At 54.6% G+C, this 21,790-nt stretch carries 16 protein-coding genes and 2 tRNA genes; 9 read left to right on the forward strand and 9 right to left on the reverse strand.

The genetic code is table 11. The features are described 5' to 3' along the window. Positions 1-167 precede the first annotated feature (167 nt). The 3 genes from WBY09_RS02745 to glnK all read right to left on the reverse strand — a co-directional run bounded on the left by WBY09_RS02745 (position 168) and on the right by glnK (position 3,429). Complete coding sequence (locus WBY09_RS02745; RefSeq protein ID WP_197147744.1) at positions 168-1,406, reverse strand: ammonium transporter; 1,239 nt, start codon at positions 1,404-1,406, stop codon at positions 168-170. 332 nt (positions 1,407-1,738) lie between these two features. Continuing rightward, positions 1,739-3,067, reverse strand: a complete 1,329-nt coding sequence (gene amt, locus WBY09_RS02750; protein ID WP_120224021.1) for an ammonium transporter — start codon at positions 3,065-3,067, stop codon at positions 1,739-1,741. A gap of 23 nt (positions 3,068-3,090) precedes the next feature. After that, positions 3,091-3,429 carry a P-II family nitrogen regulator gene (gene glnK, locus WBY09_RS02755; protein ID WP_008888552.1) on the reverse strand — a complete coding sequence of 113 codons (339 nt, stop codon included), beginning with the start codon at positions 3,427-3,429 and terminating at the stop codon, positions 3,091-3,093. 575 nt (positions 3,430-4,004) lie between these two features. Here glnK and ubiH point away from each other — a divergent pair. Further along, on the forward strand, positions 4,005-5,228 hold the full coding sequence (ubiH, locus tag WBY09_RS02760; protein ID WP_336231901.1) for a 2-octaprenyl-6-methoxyphenyl hydroxylase: 1,224 nt from the start codon (positions 4,005-4,007) through the stop codon (positions 5,226-5,228). 198 nt (positions 5,229-5,426) lie between these two features. Continuing rightward, positions 5,427-6,077 (forward strand): OmpW/AlkL family protein, encoded by a 651-nt coding sequence (locus WBY09_RS02765; RefSeq protein ID WP_336231902.1) that lies wholly within the window; start codon positions 5,427-5,429, stop codon positions 6,075-6,077. Between the two features lie 109 nt (positions 6,078-6,186). Here the strand turns inward: WBY09_RS02765 and WBY09_RS02770 are convergent, their stop codons facing one another. The 5 genes from WBY09_RS02770 to WBY09_RS02790 form a co-directional block, all read right to left on the reverse strand. Further along, complete coding sequence (locus WBY09_RS02770) at positions 6,187-6,573, reverse strand: DUF971 domain-containing protein (RefSeq protein WP_336231903.1); 387 nt, start codon at positions 6,571-6,573, stop codon at positions 6,187-6,189. A 20-nt stretch (positions 6,574-6,593) separates the two neighbouring features. Next, positions 6,594-6,782 carry a Trm112 family protein gene (locus WBY09_RS02775; RefSeq protein ID WP_008888548.1) on the reverse strand — a complete coding sequence of 63 codons (189 nt, stop codon included), beginning with the start codon at positions 6,780-6,782 and terminating at the stop codon, positions 6,594-6,596. A 47-nt stretch (positions 6,783-6,829) separates the two neighbouring features. Continuing rightward, positions 6,830-7,522 (reverse strand): LON peptidase substrate-binding domain-containing protein, encoded by a 693-nt coding sequence (locus WBY09_RS02780; protein WP_063086610.1) that lies wholly within the window; start codon positions 7,520-7,522, stop codon positions 6,830-6,832. Further along, entirely contained in the window at positions 7,519-8,445 is a 927-nt protein-coding gene (gene trxA, locus WBY09_RS02785; RefSeq protein ID WP_197146193.1) for a thioredoxin, read from the reverse strand. The genes WBY09_RS02780 and trxA overlap by 4 nt, the downstream gene beginning before the upstream one ends. 134 nt (positions 8,446-8,579) lie before the next feature. Further along, a complete protein-coding gene (locus WBY09_RS02790) occupies positions 8,580-9,098 on the reverse strand; it encodes a prolyl-tRNA synthetase associated domain-containing protein (RefSeq protein WP_336231904.1) in 519 nt (172 codons plus the stop codon). 218 nt (positions 9,099-9,316) lie between these two features. Here WBY09_RS02790 and WBY09_RS02795 point away from each other — a divergent pair. The 3 genes from WBY09_RS02795 (at position 9,317) to WBY09_RS02805 (ending at position 10,255) form a co-directional block, all read left to right on the forward strand. Next, positions 9,317-9,391: transfer RNA gene (locus WBY09_RS02795), tRNA-Gly, on the forward strand. A gap of 37 nt (positions 9,392-9,428) precedes the next feature. Then, positions 9,429-9,503: transfer RNA gene (locus tag WBY09_RS02800), tRNA-Gly, on the forward strand. A gap of 110 nt (positions 9,504-9,613) precedes the next feature. Beyond that, entirely contained in the window at positions 9,614-10,255 is a 642-nt protein-coding gene (locus WBY09_RS02805) for a DUF488 domain-containing protein (protein WP_336231905.1), read from the forward strand. Between the two features lie 21 nt (positions 10,256-10,276). Here WBY09_RS02805 and fabI read toward each other — a convergent pair whose 3' ends face one another. Then, positions 10,277-11,035, reverse strand: a complete 759-nt coding sequence (gene fabI / locus WBY09_RS02810; protein ID WP_336231906.1) for an enoyl-ACP reductase FabI — start codon at positions 11,033-11,035, stop codon at positions 10,277-10,279. 369 nt (positions 11,036-11,404) lie between these two features. Between fabI and WBY09_RS02815 the strand changes: the two genes are divergently transcribed. The 4 genes from WBY09_RS02815 (at position 11,405) to WBY09_RS02830 (ending at position 21,703) form a co-directional block, all read left to right on the forward strand. Next, a complete protein-coding gene (locus tag WBY09_RS02815) occupies positions 11,405-16,240 on the forward strand; it encodes an NAD-glutamate dehydrogenase (protein ID WP_336231907.1) in 4,836 nt (1,611 codons plus the stop codon). A gap of 295 nt (positions 16,241-16,535) precedes the next feature. Further along, the gene (locus WBY09_RS02820) at positions 16,536-17,174 is read left to right on the forward strand and encodes a TetR/AcrR family transcriptional regulator (protein ID WP_008888541.1); all 639 of its coding nucleotides are present in this window, start codon (positions 16,536-16,538) and stop codon (positions 17,172-17,174) included. 135 nt (positions 17,175-17,309) lie between these two features. Beyond that, positions 17,310-18,485, forward strand: a complete 1,176-nt coding sequence (locus WBY09_RS02825) for an efflux RND transporter periplasmic adaptor subunit (protein ID WP_252724001.1) — start codon at positions 17,310-17,312, stop codon at positions 18,483-18,485. A gap of 38 nt (positions 18,486-18,523) precedes the next feature. Further along, complete coding sequence (locus tag WBY09_RS02830) at positions 18,524-21,703, forward strand: efflux RND transporter permease subunit (protein WP_063086620.1); 3,180 nt, start codon at positions 18,524-18,526, stop codon at positions 21,701-21,703. Positions 21,704-21,790 lie beyond the last annotated feature (87 nt).

Here is a 21,790-nt window from a genome sequence, read left to right on the forward strand (position 1 = left end):
CCGTTCGCGGTCCCGTTATTCGGAAGATGGGTAAAATCCCCTGACTTTACCCCTATGCCAAAAGTGCAAAGAAACATTTAAGAGCACGGGTAAGCCAACGCAAAAAGCCCGGAAAGATGCGCTTTCCGGGCTTGAAAGAGTATTAACTCTGTTGCTGGTCGCGCAACCTAGCTCGCGCGGAGATCGTCCTCTGGATATGCGCCGATGTTGTGGATCGAGATATCCGCACCATCAAACTCGGCTTCTTCGGACAGACGGATGCCAATGGTGGCTTTTAGGGCGCCATAGACAACAAAGCCGACCACGGTCGCAAAAACGACACCAATCAGCGACCCTGCCAGCTGTGCGCTGAACGAAACGCCGCCCATACCGCCAAGGGCCTCAAGGCCAAAGATGCCACAGGCAATCCCGCCAAGAAGACCGCACATGCCGTGCAGCGGCCAAACGCCGAGGACATCATCGATTTTCCATTTTGCCTGACACTGATTAAAGCCCCAGACAAACAGCGCACCGGCAAGACCGCCGGTCACAAGTGCACCCAACGGATGCATGACATCTGATCCGGCGCAAACGGCAACCAGTCCGGCAAGTGCGCCGTTATGGACAAAACCGGGATCATTTCGACCGGCAATCAATGCCGTCAGAATGCCGCCGACCATCGCCATCAGCGAGTTAACCGCAACCAGTCCGGTAATACCGCTTATTGATTGTGCGGACATGACGTTAAAGCCAAACCAGCCAACACAAAGAACCCAAGACCCCAAAGCCAGGAAGGGAATGTTTGACGGCGGAATACCGACGAGGCCACCGGTTTTGGTGTATCGCCCGCGACGAACGCCGAGATTGATCACAGCACCAAGGGCGATCCAGCCGCCAACGGCATGAACGACGATGGAACCGGCAAAATCATGGAACGGTGCGCCAAAAGTGGCTTCGATCATGTCCTGGAAACCGAAATTGTTGTTCCAGACCATGCCTTCAAACAGGGGATAGCAAACACCCACCAGAATAGCGGTGGCAAACAGCTGCGGATAGAAACGCGCGCGTTCTGCAATACCGCCAGAAATAATGGCCGGGATCGCAGCTGCAAACGTCAAAAGGAAGAAGAATTTGACCAGATCATAGCCGCTATCAGCAAAGGCTGGGCTGTTTTCGGGGGTGATCTGACCGCTCAGAACGCCAGCATTGGCAAAGAAATCAACGCCATATGCAACGCTGTAGCCGACAAGGAAATAGGCAATGGTCGAAACAGCGAAATCAACAATGATCTTAACCAGTGCGTTAACCTGATTCTTTTTGCGAACCGTGCCGACTTCAAGAAAGGCAAAACCGGCGTGCATCGCGAGCACCATAATAGCGCCCATCAGGACGAAAAATACGTCCGAGGCAGTCTGGAAGGCCCCCATAAGGCGTCCCCTTTTCAAATAGCGTTTCCTCTCGGTCCGGTCTTGTCGGGGCAGCCGGACTCTGGTTCGGGGCAGCCAAGATCAATTTTCGTGCCAATGCCGCAAAACCGGGCAGCAAAGCGTAAAATGCCAAGGCTGTTGCTCGGTATTTGACTGTCGGGGTGAGGCATTCGGTTTTAGGGGCAAAAAACGCCTTTGCCTTCCAAGTGATCAAAACGCTGCCCAAAAAGGCAGCATGGAACAAAAAAAGGCCCGCCCGGTTTTCCCCGGACGGGCTTTTGATCTGATCGATCAGGTGCCGTGCGAACACGGCACCTGTCAGAAAGTCATTTTTAGAAGCGCTGGGAACCCTTACCGAATTCCGGATAGGCTTCCATGCCAAGTTCGGTTGCGTCCGCACCGTTGGCTTCTTCTTCCTCGGAGAGGCGAATACCAACAGTGAACTTCAGAGCCAGCCACACGATCGACGAGGCAACGATGGTGAAGGCACCCATTGCAACGATACCGGTGATCTGCGTGCCGAAGGAAGCACCGTCATTGGTGAACGGAACAGCAAGCGTGCCCCAGATACCGCAAACAAGGTGAACCGAAACAGCGCCGACAACGTCGTCGATTTTCAGTTTGTCGAGCAACGGAACTGCAACAACAACCAGGATACCACCGATGGCACCGATGATGATCGCCGAGCCAATGGTCGGGGTGTCCGGAGCAGCCGTGATCGAAACCAGACCAGCCAGTGCACCGTTAAGTGCCATGGTGAGGTCGACCTTTTTGTAAAGGATCTGGGTCAGGATCATTGCTGCAACCACACCGCCGGCAGCTGCCATGGTGGTGTTGCCATAGATGTTGGCAATGGCGATGACGTCAGCACCGGTACCCATAGCAAGCTGAGAACCACCGTTGAAGCCGAACCAGCCGAGCCACAGGACGAAGGTACCAAGCGTTGCAAGCGGAAGGTTCGAACCCGGCATCGGGTGAACGGAACCGTCTTCGCCGTACTTGCCTTTACGTGCACCAAGGATGATCGCACCGGTCAGAGCAGCCCAGCCGCCGACCGAGTGAACAATGGTGGAACCGGCAAAGTCAGAGAAGCCCATTTCCGACAGCCAGCCGCCGCCCCAGGTCCATGCACCGGTGATCGGATACAGAACGCCAGTCAGAACAACGACGAAGATCAGGAACGGCCACAGTTTGATACGCTCGGCAACAGTACCCGATACGATCGAAGCTGCGGTTGCAACGAAGACCATCTGGAAGAACCAGTCGGACGTTGCGGAATAACCGCCAGAGAAATCACCACCAAGGGCAGCGGAGTCATCTGCGCTCCACAGGCTCAGCGAGCCGATCCAGCCAGATACATCCATGTACATCAGGTTGTAACCGATGAGGTAGTACATGATGCCCGCGATTGCGAAGAGCGAAATGTTCTTCAGCAGGATGGTGGTAACGTTTTTGGTACGAACCAGGCCGCTCTCAAGCATAGCAAAGCCAGCCGCCATGAACATGACGATTGCGCCACTGAACAGGAAGCTAAAGCTGTTGAGAATGAACTGGGTTTCAGCCGGAACGCCTGCGTCCTGAGCAAAAGCCGGAGAAGCGATTGCCAGAAGGGCGGTAGCTGCAGCCGCAGCAAGGCCGGTTTTCTTCATGGAAATAGTCATAATGTCTCCCCTTGTCTCTGGACTTACAGGGCGTCGTCGCCGGTTTCACCAGTACGGATACGAACCGCCTGATTCACATCAAGAACGAAAATCTTACCGTCCCCGATTTTCCCGGTTTGAGCAGTTTTGGTGATGGCTTCGACAACCTGATCAACCAGATTATCCGTGATGGCGACTTCCAGCTTCACCTTCGGCAGGAAGCTGACCATGTATTCAGCACCACGATAAATTTCGGTCTGACCTTTCTGGCGACCAAAACCTTTAACTTCGGTGACCGTCAAACCCTGGACGCCCAGTGCGCTAAGCGCTTCACGGACTTCGTCCAGTTTGAACGGCTTAATGACAGCAGTAACAAGTTTCATAATAATGCGACCTCCCGGCATATCCGTTGAGTACCAACGTGGTAATCACGATTTCGCAGTCGCAGTCTCCAAACCAAGAATCGTGCCAGACTCAGAATAAAAATCTTAAATTACTGTTTTTGTTGCACAAAATGATGAATCGATCCGACGAAATTATGACTTCGTTCTGTCATGACCGGATTAAAATCTGCACAAAATCTGTGGCTGTTCAAAAAATATGCATATTTTTTAATCAACCTGTCGCGTAATTGAAAAGCGCTTACAGCTCAAGGCTCTGTGGCAATTGGCATTCTGGTTCCGCGGGACTTGTCGCAACCAAGGGGTGATATGCCTTGGCAGGTGGCGATGGCGCATTCACGGCTTTCAAAGATGGTTTTGCCCCGATGTTGTGCTGGCAAAGGTCGTGATAACTGCGCGTCGATGATCGGTGCGGGTTGTGGCTGCGTATCGGGCAGGGTAAAGATGTGCAAACAACGCTTTCACGACGCCCTATTGCGTCAGGTCAACGCAGGATGCCAAGCTGCACTGTAAACCGGCATCACTGGCCAAGGCCAAACGACACAGGAAATTGCGATATGCATGATCAGCAGCCACTTCAAACCGATGTCATTATTCTTGGGGGCGGCTTGAACGGTGCCTCTATGGCCTTGGCGCTGGCCCATGGCGGCATCAAGTCGGTGGTGATTGATTATGCAGACCCCAAAACAATCCTGACGGCCAATTACGATGGCCGTACCTGTGCGATTGCCGCTGCCTCCAAATCGGTTTTGGAAGTGATCGGAGCCTGGGAAAACATGGCCGATGGTGCGGAGCCGATCCTTGATATCCGCATTGCCGACGGTCAAAGCCCGCTTTTCCTGCATTACGACCATCATGATGTCGGTGATGAGCCACTTGGCTACATTGTCGAAAACCTTGTCACGCGCAGTGCGCTTTATCGTGCCATCGAAAAAAACGATCTGATCAAAATGATTGCACCGGCCAAGGTCGAAACGATTGTACGTGATCAGGGTGCCATGACCATTACGCTGGCCGGCGGACAAGTCGTGCGCGCACCACTTGCCATCGGGGCCGAGGGGCGCAAATCCATGTTGCGCGAATGGGCCGGTATCAAGACCTATAACTGGAGTTATAAGCAAAGTGCGGTGGTTTGCACCGTCAAGCATCAGCAGCCCCACAATGGGCTGGCGGTCGAGCATTTCCTGCCGGCAGGCCCGTTTGCAATCCTGCCGATGACCGATAGCCGTTGCTCGATTGTCTGGACCGAGGGCACGGATCAGGCCAATTATCTGGTCAATCTTGATGATCAGACCTTCCTTGATGAATTGCATCGCCGGTTTGACGGCTATCTTGGTGATCTTGAAGTTATCGGGCCACGCTTCTGCTATCCGCTTGGGCTGCAGCACGCCTATCACTACACCCAGGATCGCTTGGCGTTGATTGGTGATGCGGCGCACGGCATGCACCCGATTGCTGGCCAGGGCCTGAATATGGGGATCCGCGATGTTGCGGTTCTGGCAGAAATTCTGGTCAATGCCCGTCGTCTTGGTCGTGATATCGGCAGTGCCGATGTGCTCGCAGAATATGAACAATGGCGCCGTTTCGATAACACGGTGATGCTGGCGGTAACCGATATCACCACGCGCCTGTTCTCGAACGATATTGCACCGATCCGTTGGGCGCGTGATATCGGATTGGCAATTGTCGAGAAAATCCCGCCCCTAAAAAAGACCTTCATGTCGCATGCGATGGGCTATGCCGGTACCTTGCCAAAACTGATGCAGGGCAAGCCGCTGTAACCGGATTGCCTTTTGCCGCAACCGGGGAATATAGCCAGATCTTCCGGTCGAAAAATTGCGATAGGTGATCAAAGGTCATTTAAAACCATTCAAAAACATGTCGTTTTTTGTGAGTGATTGTTGATTTGTGTCAACAAGTCAGCAAACAGAAAAGCGCAATGTCCCCCTCGAGTTGATCAAACTAACAGGGGACAGATAATGTCATTCAAATCCAAACTCCTTGGTGCCGCATTGTTGGGTGGCATTATGGCCGCTTCGTTTGTTGCTGCCAATCCGGCTTCCGCGCAGACCGCCGAATTCAAAACCAAACAGGCTGGCGACATTTTGATTCGTGGCCGTGTCGTTGGTGTCGTTCCTGACGAAGACGTCGATAGCAATACCCTTGCGGGTAAAGGCGAAATTGACAATGACGTCATTCCGGAAGTCGACTTTTCCTACTTCGTGACTGACAACATCGCGCTTGAGCTGATCGCGGGTACCTCGAAGCATGATGTGACCTGGAGCGACGGCAAGGATCTGGGGAGCGTCCGTCTGCTGCCGCCGACCCTGACCCTGCAGTATCACTTTATGCCGGAAAGCCGCTGGAGCCCGTATATCGGTGCAGGTATCAACTACACCTTCTTCTATGACTCCAAACCAGGCCAGTTTAGCTCCGTCGACTATGATGACGGCTTTGGATATGCCTTCCAGGCTGGCTTCGACTATGCGATTTCGGGTCCGTGGTCGCTGAACGTTGATGTGAAGAAAATCTATCTGGATACCGACGTTTCTGTGAACAACGGTGCGGTCAAAGCGGATGCGAATATTGATCCGTGGTTGTTCGGTGTCGGTATTGGCTATCGCTTCTAATAAATTGTGCGTCCGAGGATAACTTCCCCGCACAGCAAGACACTAAAAACGGTCCTGTCTTTGGCAGGGCCGTTTTTGTTTTGGGACTTTTAGAAAGAAGGGGGGAGCGTCAGCGTTTGGCAGGATCGCGTGACAGGCCGCGTGCTTTGAGTGCGGCGAGATAGTCGTTCCAGAGCTTGTCCTGATTGCCGTGCAGTTCGCGCAGATATTGCCAGCTAAACAGGCCGCTATCGTGCAAATCGTCGAAGGTAATGCGCACGGCATAATTCCCGACCGGCACAATATCGATGATGCCGACATGCCGGCGGCCGGCGATGATCTTCTTTTCTGAGGGATGATGGCCTTGAACTTCGGCGGACGGGCTTTCCACCCGAAGCAACTCGGCGCCAAGGCGTGTTTGAACACCGTCATCCCAGATGATTTCCAGAATGCGGTCATCACGCAGATAATTGATTTCAACCGGAGTGAAAGCGGGCGTAAAACCGTCGCTGGGCATGGTGGCAGGCAACCTTTGCCTTAGTCTTCGATGGCACGGGCTTCGTCGGGCAGCATGATCGGAATGCCGTCGCGGATCGGATAGGCAAGACCGGCCTTCGGGCTGATCAGTTCGTTATTTTCACGATCATATTCCAACGCCTGTTTGGTCACCGGACAGACAAGGATTTCAAGAAGTTTCGGGTCTACCGGGCTATGGGTCGCGGTCATCAATTCAGCCTTCGGGTTGGATTTGCCGTGTGCGGCGGCAAGTATGTTCAGTTGGCATTGCTGTGTGCGTGCTTGGGATCGGCATGGACCGCCATTTCAAGCAACGACGTTAGCATATCGCCGCGATCATACAGCGTTGTGCATTCGAGCAAAGCCTGTTTTTCAAGCGGACTGAGGCGACAGCCCATGGAAATGGTGGTGATCAGCATTTCATCATCGCTATCTGCCAGTGTGTCCCAGCATGATTGCAGCGAGTGTTGTGCGAAATAGGCGTCAAGCGCCATGCGCAGGCGATCACGATTGATCGGCGTATCATCATCCTTGGGCGTGGTCAGATCCTTCTTCCACGGCGCGAAATCACCACGCACCCGGCGATATCCGCCGGAATTTTCGGGCAATTCCTCGATGACGGTAAATCGGCAGACACCGGTCAGGGTGATCAGAAAACGTCCATCGTCGGTTTCGCTAAAGGCGGTAATGCGGCCCGCACATCCTGTCGAAAAGATCTCCGGGCGATCCGGGTCCATGAAATAAGCGTTACGCTGATCCGGCCGGGGTTGAATCATCCCGATCATCCGGTCCTGTCCAAGCGCATCCGTGATCATATTCATGTAGCGCGGCTCAAAGATATTGAGCGGCAAATGCCCGCGCGGCAGTAAAAGTGCACCGCTTAGCGGGAATACCGGCATGGTTTCCGGAAGGTCCGAAAGTTCAGGATCAAAGGGGCCGCATATGCTCATGAGAACAATACCGTCGATAATGCACGGCGTCCGGCGACGCTGGCAGGGTCCATCGGACCCCAGGCTTCAAAAAACTTCAGGAGCTGGGTGCGTCCTGCGTCCTCGTTCCATTCGCGGTTGGTGCGAATGATGGTGATCATGGCGTTGACCGCTTCTTCGCGCTTGTTCTTGGCAAAACAGGCCATGCCGTAATCATAAAGCGCCTGCGGGTCGTTCGGGTTGGCTTCCGCCTTGGCGCGCGCAGCTTCAAGGTCTTCACCCGAAACCCCGGTCTCGGCCAGTTCAAGCGCGCTGATGGCGGCTGCAATCGGTGCCTTCAGGCGATCAACATCGGACATGTTGTCAACGAAGTGGCGGGCTTCTTCAACTTCATCCATGCCCACCATGCAACGGATCATGCCGCCAATTGCGGTTTCATTGTCCTGTTCGCGCTCAAGTACGCTGACATAAAGACCATGGGCTGCTTCAAAGTTTTCCTCTGCAAGTGCGGCACTTGCCTGTTCAAGCAGTCCCTCAATCGGGCTTTCAATCGGACCACCAGCGAGTTTTTCATAGAACGCGCGCACTTCGCTTTCGGGCTGCGCACCCTGAAAACCATCGACCGGGCGGCCGCCCTTGAAGGCGTACACGGTCGGTACCGACTGGATGCGAAGCTGCATCGCCAGTTCCTGGTTCTCGTCGATATTGACCTTGACCAGTTTCACGCGCCCGCCAGCCTCACGGGTGACTTTTTCGATCACCGGCGTCAGACTTTTGCACGGACCGCACCATGGCGCCCAGAAATCGACAACCACCGGCACTTCCATCGACGGCTCGATAACGTCCTGGACGAAGGTTTCAACACTGCTGTCCTTGATCAGGTCAGAATTCTGATTTTGGGTGGTGGCGCCATCCGGCGCATTCGCATCAAGAATGATCGACATTATTGTTCACTCGCTAATTCTGAATTCTAGATGATACCGCCATGCCCGGACGACAAGAGGCAGCCATGTGATATTGCGTGTCACTTATACTTGAATATAAGAAGATTTAAGGGCTTACCTCAGATGTCCGTGGTTCATTTATCATTGGCCGTGGCGGGTTCGGCATCAAAATCAATGATCATCGCCTCATAACCAAGCGAGCCGATGAAGGTTAACAGGTCTGCCGAGGAAATTGTCGTGGTGCGGTCATTTCGCAAGGGGTGAAAGTTCAACAGGTCCCCGTTGGCAAGCTTGGCATCAAGGGCCAAGTTGACCTTGCGGTCCCGATCATTGAGCAACGCAAAGGGGGTGACGGCCCCCGGTTTTATGCCAAGCGTTTCGATCAGAAGCTCCGGCTTGCCAAACGACAGGCGCGCGCATCCCAGCCGCTTGTGCAGGTGGTTCATGCGGATTTCGGTCTCTTCTTCGGCAACCACCAGCCACAATGCGCCCTTCTTGTCTTTGACAAACAGGTTCTTGGAATGAAGCCCTGGCAGGTCGCCACGCAGTGCCTGCGAATCCTCAACCGTAAACAACGGTTCGTGTTCATGTGTTTTCGTTTCGATACCCAATTTGGCCAGATGATCGAAAAGCGGGGTTGATGGATCACTCATGCTCTTTCCCTTGTGGCTGTGCGCCAAAAGATAACCAAGTTCAAAACCGGACGCAAATTTGCATAAATCGGGTCGGATTTCGACAATTGGGACGCTTAAAGTCAAGGAAAACCGCCAAAATTCCTGATGTCGCGATTTCAAAGAAAAAAGGGTTGCAATCGCTCTTTGTTGGGCTATTATCCGCGCCGCTCCACAGGGGCAGAAACAATCTGATGAACGCGGGCGTAGCTCAGGGGTAGAGCATAACCTTGCCAAGGTTAGGGTCGAGAGTTCGAATCTCTTCGCCCGCTCCATCAGACCGGTTTCACATATCATCGCTTTCATGATGATGCGGGCGTAGCTCAGGGGTAGAGCATAACCTTGCCAAGGTTAGGGTCGAGAGTTCGAATCTCTTCGCCCGCTCCATGATGAAAGTTATAAAAGGCCGTCCTTCGGGGCGGTCTTTTTGCATTTGGGCCAAGGCTGTCGACTGTTTCGCGCTTGCAAGCAAATGCGAATTGTCGTGTGCTTCTGTGATGTCTGATCCGAATAATGCAAAATCCACGTCATCAGGGTGCCTGATATACACAGTCGGCTATGCGGGCCATGACCGTGAAAGCCTGCTTGCGCTTTTCAAGGCCCACCGCATCACGGCGGTGGCGGATATCCGGACCTTCAAACGATCAAGTTATTGGACGGCATTCGACTCTGACAGCTTCGGGCCGTTCCTTCGGGAAAACGGTATCGCCTATGTGTTCATGGGCGATGTGATGGGCGGAAAACCGCAAATTCCCGAACTTTATCCTGACGGACAGCTTGATTATGGCCTGATGGCAGATCGGCCTGATTTTAAATCGGGGATCGACCGGCTGGTTTCGGGGGCGGAAAAATATCGCATCTGCCTGATGTGTGCCGAAAAGGACCCGCTGGACTGCCATCGCACGCTTCTGATTGCGCCAGCCCTGAAAGATGCCGGGTTTGATCTTTGCCATCTGGTCGATGGTCGGGTCGAAAGTCAGGCGGAAACCGATGCCCGCATGATCGCAATCAATGGTGGGGATGTCCCCGATCTGTTTGCTGCCGCCGCACCCGACCCGGATGCAGAAGCCAAACTGGCATTGGCGCGCCAGATCAAGCGCGTCGCCCCCAAGGCCGAGGACGCGATCAAGCGACGCTAGTCGGCGATGCTAACCCGTGGCTCAGCCCATGATGTTATAGCCACCATCAATATGCACCACATCACCGGTCAGTGATTTTGCCCGGTCACTGGCCAAAAACGCGGCCAATTCACCAATTTCATCAATTGTCACCAGGCGACGGGACGGCGCGCGATCAGTAGCCTGGTCCATCAGATGTTGAAATTCGGCAATCCCCGAAGCCGCGCGGGTTAAAAGCGGTCCGGGTGAAATTGCATGGCAGCGAATGCCTTTCGGGCCCAGTTCGGCCGCCATATAGCGAGTCGTGCTTTCAAGGGCTGCCTTGACCGGCCCCATGACCCCGTAATGATCAATCACGCGCTCTGATCCCATATAGGTCACGGTCAAAAGCGCACCGCCACCCCGCATCAATGGCTCCGCCCGTTTGGCGAGCCTCGCAAACGAATGGCACGATATATCCATCGCCGCCAGAAACCCGTCGCGAGAACAATCGGTTACCCGACCGTGCAGGTCATCTGCCGGGGCAAAGGCGATCGAATGCAGCACGAAATCAAGTTTTCCCCACTTTTGTTCGATCTCGGCAAACAGCGCGTCTGCCTGTGCCTCATTGCGGACATCAAGTGGGGCGAAGATCGGGGCATTGATTTGGGAGGCCAATGGTTCGACAAAGCGTTTGGCCTTGTCGTTCAAATAGGTCACTGCGATGTCGGCACCTTCGCGCTTGAAAACGCGCGCACAGCCCCAGGCGATGGACATTTCATTGGCAATTCCGACGATTAGCCCTTTTTTGCCTTCAAGCATGCCGTGGTTCCTTTCGGATCATGTGCGAGTGCGAAGAAATTCTCAAATAGGGGCGTATTTCAAAGTGTAGCGGGTTTTGCGTCGCAAAAAAGTGCAAAATTCTGTGACAGTTCACGTCCGCCGACGATCTGGCAACCAAAGGCTAGCTTATTGGTTAAATGAATTTTTTTTGTGCAGAAGCATAGTTTTTAGGCAGATGATCCGTTATGTGTAAGCGTGAAGGGACACAAGGGGTTTCCAGGTGGGTCTATGGTGGAAATTCCTGTTTCCCTTCCCAAATAACGAGACAAATCAGTGGTGTGTTGCACCGGTCGCAAAGATCGGTGTTTCGGTTCTGGCAAACAGAGCCGGGAAAAAGGGAAATTGGTCATGAAAGCCCGAAACGGCGACCCAAAGCGGGAAGTCATCGACAAGGTTGTCGAAAAGATCCATCAACGAATGTCTGGTGAAACGGCGAAGGGTGCAGAAGCATTCGTTCGCCTTTTTTATAAGGATGTTCCGCCTGACGACATGGCGGGTCGCTCGGTCGACTCGCTTTATGGCGCGGCACTTACACTTTACAAATTCGCGCAAAAGCGCCCCTCTGCCGATACGGCCAAAATCAGGGTCTATAACCCCGATCTCGAAGAACATGGCTGGACGTCTGATCACACAGTGATCGAAATCAACAATACCGATATGCCGTTCCTGGTGGACTCGGTGACAGCCGCCCTGCATGAGCTTGATCTGACCGTTCATCTTGTCATCCACCCGATCATGCGCATTGCCCGTGATGACAAGGGTGAATTGCAAAGCGTTGCCAGCGTTGAAGAAACCAACGATCCGCGTGAATCGGTCATGCATGTCGAAATCGACGAGCAGACCGACAAGGACGTTCTGGCCAAGGTCCATGAAGCACTTGAAAACAGTCTGACCGACGTTGCACTTGCTGTGCGCGACTGGCAGCCGATGCTTAAAAAGGTCACCGAAGTTCTTGATGAGATTGGCGATGTCAAGGCAGGCGCGCCAGACGAGGACCGCCGAGAAGTGCAGGACTTCCTTGGATGGCTGCACAATGACCACTTCACCTTCCTAGGTTACCGGGAATACAGCTTTAAAAATGCTGGCAAAAAGGGCCCGGTGGATGTCGAGGTCAAAAATCAGCTCGGCATTCTGTCGCGCGAAGGAACCCACGTCTTTGATGAGTTGCGCCAGATTGGCAACCTTTCAGCCGAGGTGCAGGATTTCGTCGCCAAGCCGAACCTTCTGATGGTGACCAAGGCCAACAAACAATCGACGGTTCACCGTCCAGTGCATCTTGATACGATTGTCGTCAAACAGTTCGATGCCAAGGGCAAGGTCGTTGGTCAGCACCTGTTCGTCGGCCTGTTTACTTCAGTCGCCTACAACCTGTCCCCGCGTCTGATCCCGCTTCTGCGCATGAAGCTTGCCGAAACCGTCAAACGTGCCGGTTTCCCGCCGGCTAGTCACGATGGCAAGGCGCTGGTCAACATTCTGGAAACCTATCCGCGTGACGAGCTGTTCCAGGTCGATCTGGACGATCTTTATCACACCTGCATGGGCATCCTGCATTTGCAGGAACGTCAACGCATCGCGTTGTTCGTGCGCCGCGATGCGTTTGAACGGTTTGTCTCCTGTCAGCTGTTCTGCCCGCGCGATCGCTTTACAACCAAGCTGCGCCTGAAGTTCCAGACCGTGATTGAAAACGCCTTTGATGGCAAGGTCACGGCGCACTACACCCTGATCGGCGACAGCCCGCTTGCGCGTTTGCACCTGTTGGTCAAAACCAACCCCGGCGAGCTGCCCGAATACAGTGTGGCCGATATCGAACGCCAACTGGTCGAGGTGGCGCGTGACTGGTCCGATACCCTGCGTCAGGTCCTTGTACGTGAACTGGGCGAGGAGCGCGGCCTGGCGCTGCATCGTCGCTATGGCGAAAGCTTCTCGACGGAATATCGTGAACGCTTCACGGTCGAAAGTGCAGAGCTTGATATCGAACGCATTGAGGAGGTCATTAATGCCAATGACCTGCGGGTAAATCTTTATCGCCCGATCGAAGCTGCCGAAAACGAACTGCGCTTCAAGATCTACAATCCCGGTGCGCCAGTACCGCTTTCGGATGTCCTGCCCATGCTGGAAAACATGGGGCTTAAGGTCATTACCGAAAATCCCTTCACTGTCAGTCCGCGTGATGTCGGGATTGATGTTCGCATTCATGATTTCGGGGTCGAGGTTGACGGCGAGTTCAGCCTCCATGATGTGCGCAACAAGTTCCAAGAACTGTTTGTCCGCATCTGGCATGGTGAAGTTGAAAATGATGCGTTTAACCGCCTTGTGCTGCTGGGCAATCTGAACTGGCGCGAAGTGGTGATTCTGCGGGCCTATGCCCGTTATACCCGCCAGACCGGATCGGCTTTCTCGCAGGCTTATATGGCCAAGACGCTCGCCAACAATCCGGCTCTGGCATCCGCCCTGGTGTCGCTGTTTATTGCGCGCTTTGATCCGGATCGCGATCCGGCCAAGGGCGAAGAGGTCGCAGCGATTGAGGCTGACATCATCAGCCGCCTCGAAGACGTGATGAACCCGGATGAAGACCGCATTTTGCGCGCCTTCCTCAATCTGGTGCAGTCGACCCTTCGCACCAACTTCTTCCAGCACGATGCGGATGGAAATCCGAAATCCTATCTGTCGGTCAAATTTAACTCGGCCGTGATTGAAGATTTGCCACTGCCGCGTCCGTGGCGTGAAATCTTTGTCTATTCCCCGCGGGTTGAGGCCGTCCATTTGCGTGGTGGTCCGGTGGCCCGCGGCGGCATTCGCTGGTCGGACCGTCAGGAAGATTTCCGTACCGAAATCCTCGGTCTGGTCAAAGCCCAGATGGTCAAGAATGCGGTTATCGTCCCGGTCGGCTCCAAGGGCGGCTTTGTTGTTAAGCGTCCGCCGGTCGATGGCACGCGTGAAGCGTTCCTTGAGGAAGGCATTGCCTGCTACAAAACACTGATGAGCGGGATGCTTGATATCACCGACAATATCGTTGCCGGTGAAATCGTGCCGCCAAAACGCGTTGTACGTCTTGATGATGATGATCCCTATCTGGTTGTTGCGGCTGACAAGGGCACGGCGACCTTCTCGGACATCGCAAATGGCGTCGCCCGTGATTACGGCTTCTGGCTTGACGATGCCTTCGCTTCGGGCGGCTCACAGGGCTATGACCATAAGAAAATGGGCATTACCGCCCGGGGTGCGTGGGAGTCGGTCAAACGTCACTTCCGCGAAATGGGCAAGAATATCCAGACCACGCCGTTTACCGTTGCCGGTGTCGGCGATATGTCGGGTGACGTGTTTGGCAATGGCATGCTGCTGTCAGAGCAGATCAAACTCGTTGCGGCCTTCAACCACATGCACATCTTTGTCGATCCGGATCCGGACCCGGCCAAAAGCTTTGCGGAACGCAAACGCCTGTTTGACATGCCGCGTTCAAGCTGGACCGATTATGACAAAAAGGTCCTGTCCAAGGGTGGCGACATCTTTGATCGCAAGGCCAAGACCCTTGATCCGTCACCCGAGGTTCGTAAAGTCCTCGGACTGGATAGTGGCAAGGTCACCCCGGCTGACATGATGAAGGCCATCCTGAAATCCGATGTCGAACTTTTGTGGTTTGGCGGGATCGGGACCTATATCAAGTCCAGTCTTGAAACCAATGCCGATGCCGGTGACCGTGCCAACGATGCCATCCGCATCAATGGTCGCGAAGTCCACGCAAAGGTCATTGGCGAGGGGGCAAACCTTGGTGCGACCCAGCGGGGCCGTATCGAATACGCCCACGCCGGTGGTCGCCTTAACACTGATGCGATTGATAACGCGGCGGGTGTTAACTGCTCGGACCACGAGGTCAATATCAAGATCCTCGTGGGCGAAGTGGTTGCAGCCGGCGACATGACCGAAAAGCAACGCAACAAGCTGCTTGTCGACATGACTGACGAGGTCGGCGAACTGGTGCTGCGCGATAACTATCTGCAAAGCCAGGCCATCTCGAATGCCGACGCCGAAAAGGCCGATATTCTTGATGCACAGGTCCGTTTGATCCGCATGCTCGAACGCGAGGGGCGCCTGAACCGCGAGATTGAATACCTTCCCGATGACGAGGAACTCACCCGTCGTGCCAACGCGCATGAAGGCCTGACCCGTCCGGAAGTCTCGGTTCTGATGCCATATGCAAAGCTGTGGCTTTATGACGAAATTCTTGAGTCCGACTTGCCCGATGATCCGGTTCTGGTCGAGGAACTGGTGCGCTACTTCCCGACACCGCTTCGCAAGAAATACGCAAACGCGATTTCAAACCACCGCCTGAGACGCGAAATCATTGCAACCGTGGCGACCAACAGTCTGGTCAACCGGGTCGGCGGCACGTTCGTCCATGACATGATGGAAGCTACCGGCATGTCGGCAGTTGATGTGTCACGCGGTTATCTGATCACGCGGTCTGTCTTTGGGCTGCGCGAAATGTGGGAAGGCATCGAAGCGCTTGATAACGTCGTGCTGGCGAAACTTCAGACCAGCATGTTCCGCGAAATCAATCGCATGGTGAACGATGTTACCCAGTGGTTCCTGCGCAATTGCGAGGAGCTTAATGTCGGCGCAAAGATCGAGATGTTCCGCCCGGCGGTTTCCAAGGTGATCGAAAGCTTTGATGAAATCGTCCCCGAGGATGCTGCTGCACGCAAGGCGCTGGAACAAAAGGCCAAATCGCTGGTCGCCCAAGGTGTCCCCGAAGACCTCGCCTGGCGTGTGGCCTCTGCGACCCAGTTGGTGGCGATCTGTGACGTGGTTCGTATCGCCGAGGCAACCGGTCGCGATGTGATCGAAGTGTCCGCCACCTACTTTGCAGTCGGCGCACGTTTCCAGTTGGGCCTGATGCGCTCCGCCGCCGAGTCGATCGAAGCCGATACCCATTGGCAGAAACTGGCACGTGCGGCAGTGATCGACGATCTGTTCGGGCATCAGCGCGAACTGACCCGTTCGGTTCTGGCTGCGGGCAAAAAAGGCTCGTCCGGCTCCGACCTTGTCGATATTTGGGTGCAAGATCGTCAGCGTGGCTGTGCCCGCTGTGATGATCTGATCAATGAACTGCGTTCAGCCGGTCAGATCGATCTTGCCATGATCACGGTGGCCAACCGTCAGATCCGGGCCCTGATCGGGGCCTGACGTCTGACAGGTCGAAAGACCTTGTTTTAAAAACTGGAGGGGCGCCTGCAACGGGCGCCCTTCTTTTATTCTTAATCAATGGCCTGTGCTCATAGCGCGTCGTTGAGAAAACATACCGCCGATTGGCAAAAAAGGCGATGCAGCGCGATTTGCGCTAGATCACGGAAATCAATGGGAAATCCTGTCATTCTGCTGCCATTATTATATGATGGGATCAAAATATTGCCGGTGTATTCCTTGAAAAATACCAACCGGTATGTATATCTGAGACATATAAACAAAACAGGTTAATGTTATGAGGAACGCTACAGAAACCCGGATCAAGCTGCTTGAAACGGCGATGGAGCTATTGGCAACACGCAGTTACCACGACGTTGGCGTCAGTGATGTATGCAAGCATGCCGGGGTAACAAAGGGTGCGTTCTATCATCACTTTGACAGCAAGGCGGAGCTGTTTGCCGCAGCCGCCCGCCATCACTGGGAAAAGGGCAAGGACGAGCTTCGCGCTATCTTTTCCCCGGATGTTCCGCCGCTTGAACAGCTTAACAGCTATATCGAACTCATTTGCAACAAGCAGGAACGCTATGCCGTTCCCGGGGAAAACGAAGTCTGTGTCTGCCCGATTTTCACCGCCGGTGGCCAGGTCGGCCCGGAAGATGAGCCGATCCAGGCCTGTTCACGCGAACTTGCCGAAGAGCAGATCAAATATCTGGCGTCCATGGTGCGCGGCCTGAAGGGCGAGGGCATGCTGGGTGAAGATGGCGACGCCACAACTTTGGCGCGATTGATTTTCCAGTATGTTCACGGTTTGCTGACCTATGGCCAGGTTTTCAATGATCTTGATACCGTTCGGTCTGACATTCGCAACGGCATCTGCCGAATCCTTAATTTGCAGTGCAAATACAGGGATGTAGACGCGGAAACAGCCGCGTAAATCCTCTGTAAGTTTCGTTGTCCAGAGAAAATAGTTCACTTTTTTCTCTAAATTCACTTGCAAACATACCGATCGGTATCCATTTTTCTTCCAAACGTGCTGCCTGTGCGCGGCGTAACCTATTTGGAAGATGGAATGATGCAGTCTCGATCAAAACGCAAAATTTTGCTGCCAGCTGCCGCCTTGGCGCTGGTTGCTGCCGCCGGTGGATATGGTCTGCATATCACCGGATCCGCCGCTGATGAGGTCGCGGTTCAAACCGAACAAGCAGCCCCTCCGGCAACCCCGGTCACCGTATCGGGTGTCAAAACTCAATCTGTCCGCCTCTGGAGCAACTTTTCCGGCCGTCTGAGTGCGGTCGAGGAAGTGCAACTGCGCCCGCAGGTCAGTGGTGCGATTGTCGAAATCCTTTTTGAAGACGGTGAATTGGTCAACGAGGGCGATATCCTTGCCGTGATTGACCCGCGCAGTTATCAGGCCGCGGTCGACGAAGCCCGCGCCGAACTGGCGGCTGCCCAGCAGAACCTGTCGCTGGCGAAAAAGGAAAAGGAACGGGCCGAGAAACTCGTTTCCAACGGCACGGTTTCCAAGCGCGTCTATGACGAACGTCTCAGCACCCATCAGGTTGCCCAAAGTGACGTCAGCCGCGCCAAAGCCAAGCTTGAACTGGCCGAAATCCAGCTCGATCACGCCTATGTCAAAGCGCCGATCAATGGCCGTGTCAGCCGGGTTGAGCTGACCGTCGGCAACCAGGTCAATGCCGGCCCCAATGCCCCGGTCCTGACCACGATTGTCTCCACCGGTAAAATCTATGCCGACTTCGACCTGGATGAGCAGACCTTCTTTGCAAGTCTTGGCGACAGCGGCAAAGTCGATGCTGCTGCCCAAACCATTCCGGTCAATATGACGCTGTCGAATGGTCGTCATGTGTCCGGTCACGTGCACAGCTTTGACAACCGCATTGATCCGCGGACCGGTACCATCCGGACCCGTGCGCTGTTTGATAACCTTGATGGCAGTCTTCTGCCCGGCACCTTTGCCAGCCTTGAGGTCGGCACATTGGCCAAAAGCAACGTCATCATGGTCTCGCCAGAAGCTGTCAGCACCGATCAGGACCGCAAGTTTGTCTATGTTGTCGAACCCGACAATACGGTTGCCTATCGTCAGGTAACGCTGGGTTCGGAAATCAATGGCATGCGCATTGTGACGTCGGGTCTGAACGAAGGTGATCTGGTGATCGTCAACGGCATCATGAAGGTTCGGCCGGGTATGCCTGTCGCGCCGGAAATTCTGCAGGCCTCCGCATCGTAATCGATGTGTGACTGCGCTTTAAAGCAAGGCTGAAAAACATGCAGAATCTTTCCCGCTTTTTTGTGGATCGCCCGATCTTTGCTGGCGTCCTGTCCGTCCTGATCTTGTTGGCGGGCCTGATTGCCATGTGGCGTTTGCCGATTTCCGAATATCCGGAAGTCGTGCCGCCCTCGATCGTGGTCGAAGCCAAATTCCCCGGTGCAAACCCGGCCGAGATTTCCGAAACCGTTGCCTCCCCGCTTGAAGAGCAGATCAACGGGGTTGAGGGGATGCTTTATATCAACTCACTGGCCACCACCGATGGCAATCTGTCCCTGACCGTGACGTTTGAAATTGGTACCGACCCGGATCTTGCCCAGCAGAAAGTCCAGAACCGCGTCTCGCAGGCTGAACCACGCCTGCCTGATATTGTTCGCCAGCTTGGCGTTACAGTGTCCAAACGTTCGCCGGATTTGACGATGGTCGTGCATTTGCGTTCACCCAATGAACGCTATGACATGCTGTATTTGCGGAACTACGCGACGCTGAATGTCCGTGACCGTCTGGCGCGTATCACCGGTGTCGGACAGGTCGGGCTGTTTGGCTCGGGCGATTATGCCATGCGTGTCTGGCTTAACCCCGACAAGGTTGCCGAACGTAACCTGACCGCGGGCGAGGTGGTTTCGGCCATTCAAAGCCAGAACGTTCAGGTCGCAGCCGGCATCATTGGTGGTGCACCTTATGACACTGGTGTGCAGTTCCAGTTGCCGATCAATATCAGCGGTCGTCTGGAAAGCCCCGAAGAGTTCGAAAACATCATCATCAAACGCGAAACTGATGGCACGATTACGCGTTTGGGCGATGTTGCGCGCATCGAAATGGAAGCCCAGCAATATGCGCTGCGTTCCCTGCTTGATAACAAACCGGCGGTGGCGATCCCGATCTTTGCATCGCCGGGCTCGAACGCACTTGATATTTCCAGCAACGTCCGCGCCACCATGGAAGAACTCAAACAGAACTTCCCGGACGATCTCGATTACTCGATTGTCTATGACCCGACCGTGTTTGTCCGTGGTTCGATCAAGTCGGTCATCATGACATTGCTTGAGGCGGTCGCCCTTGTGGTTGTCGTGGTGACAGTGTTCTTGCAGACATGGCGTGCCTCGATCATTCCGTTGCTGGCCGTGCCGGTATCGATCATCGGTACCTTTGCGCTGATGCTTTTGATGGGCTTTTCGATCAACGTGCTGTCGCTGTTTGGCTTGATCCTGGCCATCGGGATCGTGGTCGATGATGCGATTGTCGTCGTCGAAAACGTTGAACGAAACATCGAACGTGGTCTTTCGCCGCGCGATGCAACGGTTGCTGCCATGCGCGAAGTGACCGGGCCGATCATTGCGACCTCGCTTGTCATCACCGGTGTGTTTGTGCCGATTGCCTTTATTTCCGGCCTGACCGGCCAGTTCTATCAGCAATTTGCCCTAACCATCGCGATTGCCACGATCATTTCCACCGTCAACTCACTGACGCTGAGCCCGGCCTTGTCGGCTGTGCTTCTGCGCAGTCACGACGCGCCAAAAGATTGGCTGACACGCGGTATGGACTTTGTCTTTGGCTGGTTCTTCCGCGCCTTCAACCGATTCTTTAATCGCAGCACCGATCTTTACGCCGGTGGTGTGAAACGCCTGCTGGGTGTAAAGGCCATTATGATGGTGCTTTATGTCGGTCTTCTGGCATTGACCTATCAGGGCTTCCAGATCCTGCCGACAGGCTTCGTGCCGCTTCAGGACAAGCAGTATCTTGTCAGCTTCGCCCAGCTTCCGCAGGGCGCGACACTGGACCGGACCGAAGACGTCATTCGTGAAATGTCTGACATCGCGCTTCGCGAACCCGGTGTTGAAAGTGCTGTGGCCTTCCCGGGGCTTTCAATTAACGGCTTTGTAAACAGCTCAAGTGCGGGCATCGTCTTTGTCACGCTGACGGATTTTGCCGAACGCAAAAGCGATGATCTGTCGGGTCTTGCTATCGCCGGCAAGCTCCAGCAGAAATTTGGCGCGATTGACGAGGCCTTTGTCGCCATCTTCCCGGCACCGCCGGTACAGGGGCTTGGTACCGTTGGCGGGTTCAAGCTTCAGGTACAGGATCGCTCCGATCAGGGCTATCGTGCGCTTGATGATGCGATGAAACAGGTCCTTGCCAAGGCATGGGCCGCACCGGAACTGACCGGTGTGTTTTCAAGCTACAACATCAACGTGCCGCAGCTTCAGGCAACGCTTGACCGTACCAAGGTCCAGCAGCTTGGCATCCCGGTTGATGAAATCTTCCGGACCATGCAGGTCTATCTGGGGTCGATGTATGTTAATGACTTCAATGCCTTTGGCCGCACCTATCAGGTGATCGCACAGGCAGACAAGCCATATCGTTCAAGCCCCGATGACATCCTGCGCCTGCAAACCCGCAACGCGGACGGCGACATGGTGCCGCTTGGTTCTGTGCTGTCGGTCTCCGAAACATTCGGGCCGGATACGGCAATGCGCTATAACGCGTTCCGTTCTGCCGATCTGAATGGTAACGCGGCACCGGGATATTCCAGTGGCGATGCACAGGCGGCGATCACCAAGATCCTTGATGAAACCTTGCCACCGGGCATGTCCTATGAATGGACGGAGCTGACCTATCAGCAGATCCTGGCAGGCAATACAGCGATCTTTGTTTTCCCGATCTGTATCCTGCTCGTGTTCCTGGTGCTGGCGGCGCAATATGAAAGCCTGACCATGCCATTGGCGGTGATCCTGATCGTCCCGATGAGCATCCTGTCAGCCATCTTTGGCGTCTATCTGTTCGGGGGTGACAATAATATCTTCACCCAGATCAGCCTGTTTGTGCTGGCCGGACTGGCATCAAAGAACGCCATCCTGATTGTCGAGTTCGCCCGAGAACTTGAACATCAGGGCCGCAGCACCGTTCAGGCCGCGATCGAGGCCAGCCGCCTTCGTCTGCGCCCGATCCTGATGACTTCTCTGGCCTTTATCATGGGTGTCGTCCCGCTGGTTCTGTCCAGTGGTGCCGGTGCCGAGATGCGCCACGCGATTGGTATTGCCGTGTTCTCGGGCATGCTGGGCGTGACGATATTTGGCCTGATTCTGACCCCGGTCTTTTATGTTCTTGTACGCATGATTGGCCGGCGCAACGACGTTCGTTCACTTGATGAGGCTGAAACACACCAGCCTGCGGAGTGACCGATATCGTTGCATAAACAGCCGGACCGTCTTTTTCCCCCGACCCCGCCGGTCCGGCTGTTTTAAATTCCCGAACGGGGCTGACGC

The organism is Thalassospira sp. CH_XMU1458 (genome assembly GCF_037027205.1).
Lineage (GTDB): Bacteria > Pseudomonadota > Alphaproteobacteria > Rhodospirillales > Thalassospiraceae > Thalassospira > Thalassospira tepidiphila.